The organism is Streptomyces cacaoi (genome assembly GCF_006539165.1).
GTDB classification, from domain to species: domain Bacteria; phylum Actinomycetota; class Actinomycetes; order Streptomycetales; family Streptomycetaceae; genus Streptomyces; species Streptomyces cacaoi.
On sequence record NZ_BJMM01000012.1, the window covers coordinates 182,828 to 189,379 of the forward strand.

Genomic DNA, 6,552 nt, shown 5'->3' on the forward strand with positions numbered 1-6,552 from the left:
ATGTCCCGACGCTACTTCTGGTTTGACGACATCACCGAGGGCGATCCCGGACAGCTCCCCGAGGGCATCCCGACCGTGGTACTCACCGGGACGTACCTGAGCCCGAATGGCCTGCCGTACTCGGGCAAGGTCGAGATCACACCGCCCGGCGCCTTGTCCTTCGGCGACCAGGACGTGATCGTCACTGGGCCGGCCGTCATCCGGCTCGACGGGCAGGGCAGCTTCTCGGCCAGAGTGCCCGCGACCGACAGCACCACCAACCCCGTCGACTGGGCCTACACGATCACCGAGAAGCTCGACGGCTTCATAGACCGACCGCCCTACGCGATCAAGCTCCCCGCCGAGCTGGCGACCGCGGACTTGGCGGACCTGGCCCCGAGCGACCCCGAGACGCCCAACTACGTTCCCGTCGTCGGCCCGCCCGGCCCCAGAGGCCCCCGCGGCGCGACGGGGCCGCAGGGGCCGCAGGGACTCCAGGGGGACCCGGGCACGCCTGGCGCCCACTGGACCTTCGGCGTGGGTATTCCGAGCCACGAGGCGGCTGACGGCGACCTGTACGCCGATACCGCCACAGGAGACCTGTACACCCGCAGCGACGGCGCCTGGTCCATGAAGACCAACCTCAAAGGCCCCAAGGGCGATCCGGGCGACGGCGCGGGCAATGTCATCTCGGTCAACGGCATCGAGCCCGATGGCGCAGGCGACGTCGCTCTGACCGCCAAGGACGTCAAGGCCCTCCCCGACAGCGGCCACGTGGGCTCGGCGATCTCCTTCCAGCAGAACGGAGTGGACCGCTGGGTGTGCCAGGTCGACGAGAAGGACGAGGCCGGCAGCGACACAGGCTCGGACTTCGAGCTTGCGGCCTGGAGCGACACGGGGCAGCGCAAGCCGTGTGTTCTGTACGCGAAGCGGGAGACCGGCAGCGTCGGCATCGGCACGAACAACCTCGTGCACGGCGCCCAGCTCACCGTCGGCGGCCCGGTGGCCCTGGCGGACGTCGAGGACCGGCCGAGCGAAGTCGACGGCGGAGTGGTCGCCTTCAGTCAGGACGGCCAGTTCACGGTGAAGAACCGTGACGGGTCGACCGCCACCCTCGTGGATGCGGTACCGACGTCCGAGAAGGGTGCACCCGGCGGCGTGGCCGCGCTGGACGAGAGCGGCAAGCTGCCGATGGGCCAGATGCCGGGCGAGCCGGTATCGGCCGAGGCGACGACGAACCTGGACCGCGTCCAGGGCAGCATCACCTACCAGTTCATCGCGCCGGGGGTGGTGTTCTTCGCCCTGAGTGTGGACGCCTCCGCGGACCCTGCCAGCGGCGAAGCCTCCAGCCTCGATGTGAACCTTCCTTTCCCGGTGGGCGGCTCCTCGCAGGGATTCGTGGCAGGTGTCTGGAGCCGTGGTTCGGACACGCCGAACCGCACGATGGTGTACGCCGAGCCGTCGCCCACGAACAAGACGCTGGTGCTGTGGCAGCAGAACGACGGGGAGACCAACGGGGACTGGAACCGGTTCGGCACCGCCCGTATCGCCAAGGGCCACCACGTCACCATCAGCGGCACGTTGTTCAGCCCCGGCCCTCGCTGAGCCCCTTCCCCATACGCACCCCGGGATCTTCCCCGGGGTTTTTCATGCCCCCAGGAGATGCATTTGGGAAACGTACTGAACCTGCGTGATTACGGTGCCAAGGGTGACGGCGTCGCCGATGACGCGCCGGCCATCCGGCATGTGCTGGAGATGGCGGACGCCGCGGGCGGCGCCACCGTCATCGCTCCGCCGGGGGTGTACCTGCTCGACTCCGCGCCCACCTGGCCGGCTCCGTGCCTGCTGATGCCCGCGAACACGACGCTGGTGGCGGAGGACGGCGCTGTGTTCCGCCGCAGCGTGAACCTCCACAACCGGCTGGTGCAGAACTTCGACGGCCACGAAGAGCACCCCGGCTACTCGGGCCGCAGCAACATCCACATCGTGGGCGGCACGTGGGACGGCAACGCCCCCGACCGGGTCGGCGGCGGCAACATGATGGCCTTCGCGCACGCCCGGAACATCTCCGTGAGCGAGGCCCGCTTCCTCGACCAGCCCAACAACCACGCCATCGAGTTCAACGCGATCGACGGCGGCCAGGTGCGCCACTGCCGTTTCGAGGGGTCCGTGCCCAAGCCGGACCACCCGCAGACCACCGAGGCGATCCAGATCGACGGTGCTTTCGGCGCGGCCGGCCTGGAGGGCGGCCTGCCCTACGACAACACCATGTCGAAGGACATCCTCGTCGAGGGATGCACCGCGAACGCCTCCGAGAAGTGCGGGCCCTGGGGGCTGCTCGTCGGCTCCCACGCCGGGCACACCGGTCAGCGCTACGAGGGAATCCGCGTGGTGAACAACCTCGTCCTGGACAGCCTCGTCTACGGAGTACGCGCCTACGACTGGAAGAACGCCGAGATCGTCTCCAACGTGATCATCGGCAAGGACCGGGACACCTACAAGGCCGGCATCTGCGTCGCTTCGGGAGTCACATCCTCGGATGCGGTCCTCGTCTCCAACAACGTCCTCGATCACGCGGGCGGAACGGGCTTCGGCTCCATCGAAATCCGCCAGTACACGGGCGCGCAGAATCCGCCCGGCGGCGTCATCGTTTCCAACAACGTGATCTCCCATTACTCGGGTCACGGCGTGATGTCCGAGGGCGACGCAACGCAGATCATCGGCAACTTCATCCGTGCCAGCCTCGGCACCGCCGTGAATGGGATCTACGTCCCCAACGCCGGAGCCTCGCACGTGAATATTCACCTCAACCGCGTGACCGGTGGTCGGCCGATCGTCGCCCCCTCCGGGACGGTACACATCGGAAACGACCCCGAGCCGACCCTTTAGTTATAGCCGATGCGCTATCTGTCGAAATACCTGAGTCACCTCGAACTTCTCGTACCGGTCCTGGTCTTCATCAGCGTCGGCCTTCAGAAATGGAAGGCCGGGATGCGGGACGCGTGGAAGGAAGAAGCAACCGCCTACAAGGAGATTGCCGAGCGTCTCCAGGAAGAAGTCGTCGGTCTGCGCGAGGAAGTGCGCGCGCTACGCGAGGAAAACGTGCAGTTGCGCGACCAGCTCAACCGGCTGCTTTCCGACAAATAACAGGAGGAACATGGCACGTATGCCCGGCGCCACATGGCGCCCCATCTCGGTCAACTACACGAAGAACGGTCAGAGCTCTGTTAAGGGCGTGGTCATCCACATCATGGCCGGAACGCTGAGCGGTACGGATTCCTGGTTCCGCAACCCCGCTGCCCGAGTCTCCGCGCACTTCGGCACCGGCAAGGCCGGCCAGCTCTACCAGTGGGTCGATACGAAGGACCGCGCTTGGCACGCGGCCAGCGCGAACAGCACGTGGCTCGGTATCGAGAACGAAGGCAAGGGCGGCGACAAGCTGACCGGCAAGCAGCTCGACCGCTGCGCGGAGGTCCTCGCCTGGGCGCACCGGACCTACGGGGTGCCGCTCCAGGTCACCCACTCGCCCGGGGGCCGGGGCCTGGGGTATCACGCGATGGGCGGGGCATCCTGGGGCGGTCACACCGCCTGTCCTGGGTCACCTATCGTGGCGCAGCTCGGACAGATCGTCTCCCGGGCCAAGAAGCTCGTCGGTGAGGAGGGCGGCACGGACGTGCCGACCTCATACACCGTGAAGAAGGGCGACACGCTGTCGGGGATCGGCGAGAAGTTCGGGGTCGACTGGCGCTCGATCGCCTCGCTGAACGGCCTCAAGGCCCCGTATGTCATCCGGGTCGGCCAGACGCTCAAGCTCAAGGACGAGCCGACCTTCGAGCCGTTTCCCGGCGCCGACTTCTTCAAGCGCCAGCCGCGCTCCCCGATCGTGACGGCCATGGGGCGGCGGCTGGTTGCGGTCGGCTGCTCCGCCTACGCCCAGGGGCCGGGGCCTCAGTGGACTGCCGCGGACCGGGAGTCCTTCCGTAAGTGGCAGCACAAGTTGGGCGATGCGCCCCAGTTCTGCGATGGATGGCCGGGGCGCAAGCAGTGGGACGCGTTGCAGGTCCCGGCCGTCTGACCCGCCTCCCCGGCGGCCAAAGTTCAGTAAGTTCAGTTTTTCCGCGAGGTGTTCCGCATGTCCAAGATCCTCGACTGGGTCAAGGCCAACCCCACCGGTCTCTACACCGCCTTGGCCTCCATCATCCCGCTCATTGCCACCGTTGTGTCCTTCGACCAGGACAAGGTCCTCGGCTTCATCGCTGCGGTCATCACGCTGGTCAGCGGCGTGACGGTCCGCAGAGCGAACCTCAAGGCGACGCAGAGCGCGAGAGAGATGTCCGGCCCGATGTAGAGCCCTTCCCCCACGGCACACCGCCGTGGGGGCTTTCTTCATTTCCAGGCCCGCATGCCGTCGGCTCGGCTACGGCTGCTGGCTGGCCACATCACCGGCCCGGGCCACCGAGTCGTAGATGACGACGAACAGGGCGAGGTCGTCCAGCGAACCGATGGTTCCCGGTGCAGCGGCCAGATGCTGGTAGTCCTCGTACTTCGAGCGCAGATAGCCCGTGGTTTCGAGTCGGCTCCAGAGGTCCTCGTACCGGCGCTTGTGCTCGTCGCTTTCGTGCGCCCCCCGCGCGATGTCGCCGCATAGTTGTACGAGTTCGGCGAAGGCGGCTTCCTGCTGGGATTCTATTTTCTCTTGCCTTCCGCTAGTTGTCCTGTTTCGCCTGCGCCAGGCAGTATATGGTGCGCGGCTTACGCGAGCCAGGAATAGCGACTGAGGTGGCCGTCACATGGCCGGATGTCGCTTGGAGGATCTCATCAATCTCTCGCTTGTTGCGCCGCCAGCCGAACAATGCGTAGAGCTCGGTCCTGTTGATTCCCTCGCCGCCCTCGCTCTGGTTCCGGCGCAGCTCTTCGATCAGCTTTTGCGCATCGTCTTCGATGTCGATACGGGGCTTGTCGGCCTGTCGGCTGTGTGTCTTCGCTACCTGGTGCTTACTGAGGACGTACCGTGCGGACTCAATGGCGTAGTCGACGACGCTCTTGGCCGCCACAAGGTCTTCCACTTCGACACGTTCGTGCTGTTCGACGAGCGCGTATGCGGCGGCGACGCGGACGAGGTAAGGCAGGCGTCGGGTGGTGAACTGTTTCATCACCTCGGAATCGCCGGAAGAGTTCACGTACTCGGGGTAGATCGAACCGGTGTAGAAGTCCTTGGCTGCCCGGCTGAACCGCACCTCGCAGCCGGTGCGGCCGAAGGTGACCGCGTCCCGGAACCGGGCGGCGAATTTGAGGAGTTGTTCCTTGTGGCCCTCGGGGCGTTCGGGCCAGGGAAGGTCGCGCACCTTGTGGACGAACGTCGGCAGGAGCCGGTTGTAGGTGCCGCCGGCCAGCTCGCCGGGGCGGAGCCGAGCCGCGAACTCTTCAGGAGTTACCTGTCCGATCAAAGTGATGTGCGGGGCGGTTGCGTAGTGGCTGTCCATGGTGAGGATGGCGAGGTCCTTGCCATCCCAGGCATCGCGCAGGACCGGCCCGAGAGTTCCACCTTGCCCTTTGGCCATGATGGTGGCGAACTCGGTGGAGATGACGAGGAGCCGTTTGTCATGGACTCCGTAGTCGATCTTCCCCGGCTTGTCGCTCGCCTCGCGGCGCTCGATCTCTTCCTCGTCCATACCATCCCGGACGGCGTAGATCAGCCCTTCGCCGGATGAGAGGGAAGGTGTTAGATGGCGCTTCCAGAAATTCTCGTCGACATGCCGCAGCATCTGTTCCGCCGCGGAGTGCGCTGTGCCCTTGCGGCCTTCACCAGTCTCTCCCATCACGAGGAACCAGAGATTGATCGGCTGCTCGAATGGCTCGGCCGTTCTACTGGAGTTGTCGATCATGCACGTATACGAGGCCAGCAGGCTCGCGAGGATGCCTGCGGGATCCCCTTCTGTCTGGGGCTCGATGTACCGCAGATACTCGCCAAGGAGCCCGTGGTACGCACCGCTTCCGAGGTGAGGGCGGTCGTCCATCAGGTCCCTCCCGCTACTTCCGTCGTCGCCTGCTCCACTTCACCGCTTTCCGGGCACCCGTAGCTGCCCCACACAACTGGTCGGCTGGCAAGGGCCGATGACGCGTTACGGCCGCCACGCTTTACAGCTTCACAGAATCCGTTTGTAGTGCGGTTACGCTACCACGGCCACCAAGCCCAAAAACCAAAGTTCCAAAAGATTGGCTGAGCGGATACGGTGCCTGTCCGTGTCCGGAGCCTCGACGCGCGGCATATACGTCCATGGGGTTGCCTCAATCACATCGCACTGCCGGCAGAGTCCGCCCGGACGATGAATTCACAGTTCACGCAATAGTTAGGGTATGTAGCCATGGCGCAGAAGGTCCAGGTACTTCTTGTCGACGACGTGGACGGCGGCGAGGCGGACGAGACGGTCGTCTTCGCGCTGGACGGCAAGACCTACGAGATCGATCTCAACACCACCAATGCGGACAAGCTCCGCAGCGCTCTGGAACCTTTCCTCAAGAACGGGCGCCGCACCGGCGGCCGTTCCGCACGCGGAAAGGGCAGCGGCCGTG

At 65.6% G+C, this 6,552-nt stretch carries 7 protein-coding genes; 6 read left to right on the plus strand and 1 reads right to left on the minus strand.

Annotation, left to right across the window (positions count from 1 at the left end; translation table 11 throughout):
- The 5 genes from SCA03_RS14710 to SCA03_RS14730 all read left to right on the plus strand — a co-directional run bounded on the left by SCA03_RS14710 (window position 1) and on the right by SCA03_RS14730 (window position 4,327).
- Window positions 1–1,584 (plus strand): hypothetical protein, encoded by a 1,584-nt coding sequence (locus tag SCA03_RS14710; protein ID WP_086814177.1) that lies wholly within the window; start codon window positions 1–3, stop codon window positions 1,582–1,584.
- 63 nt (window positions 1,585–1,647) lie between these two features.
- Complete coding sequence (locus SCA03_RS14715; RefSeq protein ID WP_158102237.1) at window positions 1,648–2,868, plus strand: glycosyl hydrolase family 28-related protein; 1,221 nt, start codon at window positions 1,648–1,650, stop codon at window positions 2,866–2,868.
- 9 nt (window positions 2,869–2,877) lie between these two features.
- Complete coding sequence (locus tag SCA03_RS14720; protein ID WP_086814180.1) at window positions 2,878–3,126, plus strand: hypothetical protein; 249 nt, start codon at window positions 2,878–2,880, stop codon at window positions 3,124–3,126.
- A gap of 10 nt (window positions 3,127–3,136) precedes the next feature.
- A complete protein-coding gene (locus SCA03_RS36170; protein WP_230988676.1) occupies window positions 3,137–4,054 on the plus strand; it encodes a peptidoglycan-binding protein in 918 nt (305 codons plus the stop codon).
- A 57-nt stretch (window positions 4,055–4,111) separates the two neighbouring features.
- The gene (locus SCA03_RS14730) at window positions 4,112–4,327 is read left to right on the plus strand and encodes a hypothetical protein (protein WP_086814181.1); all 216 of its coding nucleotides are present in this window, start codon (window positions 4,112–4,114) and stop codon (window positions 4,325–4,327) included.
- A 358-nt stretch (window positions 4,328–4,685) separates the two neighbouring features.
- Here the strand turns inward: SCA03_RS14730 and SCA03_RS14735 are convergent, their stop codons facing one another.
- A complete protein-coding gene (locus SCA03_RS14735; protein ID WP_158102238.1) occupies window positions 4,686–5,864 on the minus strand; it encodes a DUF3987 domain-containing protein in 1,179 nt (392 codons plus the stop codon).
- A gap of 480 nt (window positions 5,865–6,344) precedes the next feature.
- Here SCA03_RS14735 and SCA03_RS14740 point away from each other — a divergent pair.
- On the plus strand, window positions 6,345–6,552 hold a 208-nt coding region (locus SCA03_RS14740; protein ID WP_141275433.1), incomplete at its 3' end, for a histone-like nucleoid-structuring protein Lsr2.

Coding starts and splice junctions, on each gene's coding strand:
- SCA03_RS14710 (WP_086814177.1), top strand. CDS start 1: ATGTCCCGACGCTACTTCTGGTTTGACGACATCACCGAGGGCGATCCC.
- SCA03_RS14720 (WP_086814180.1), top strand. CDS start 2,878: ATGCGCTATCTGTCGAAATACCTGAGTCACCTCGAACTTCTCGTACCG.
- SCA03_RS36170 (WP_230988676.1), top strand. CDS start 3,137: ATGGCACGTATGCCCGGCGCCACATGGCGCCCCATCTCGGTCAACTAC.
- SCA03_RS14730 (WP_086814181.1), top strand. CDS start 4,112: ATGTCCAAGATCCTCGACTGGGTCAAGGCCAACCCCACCGGTCTCTAC.
- SCA03_RS14735 (WP_158102238.1), bottom strand. CDS start 5,864: ATGATCGACAACTCCAGTAGAACGGCCGAGCCATTCGAGCAGCCGATC.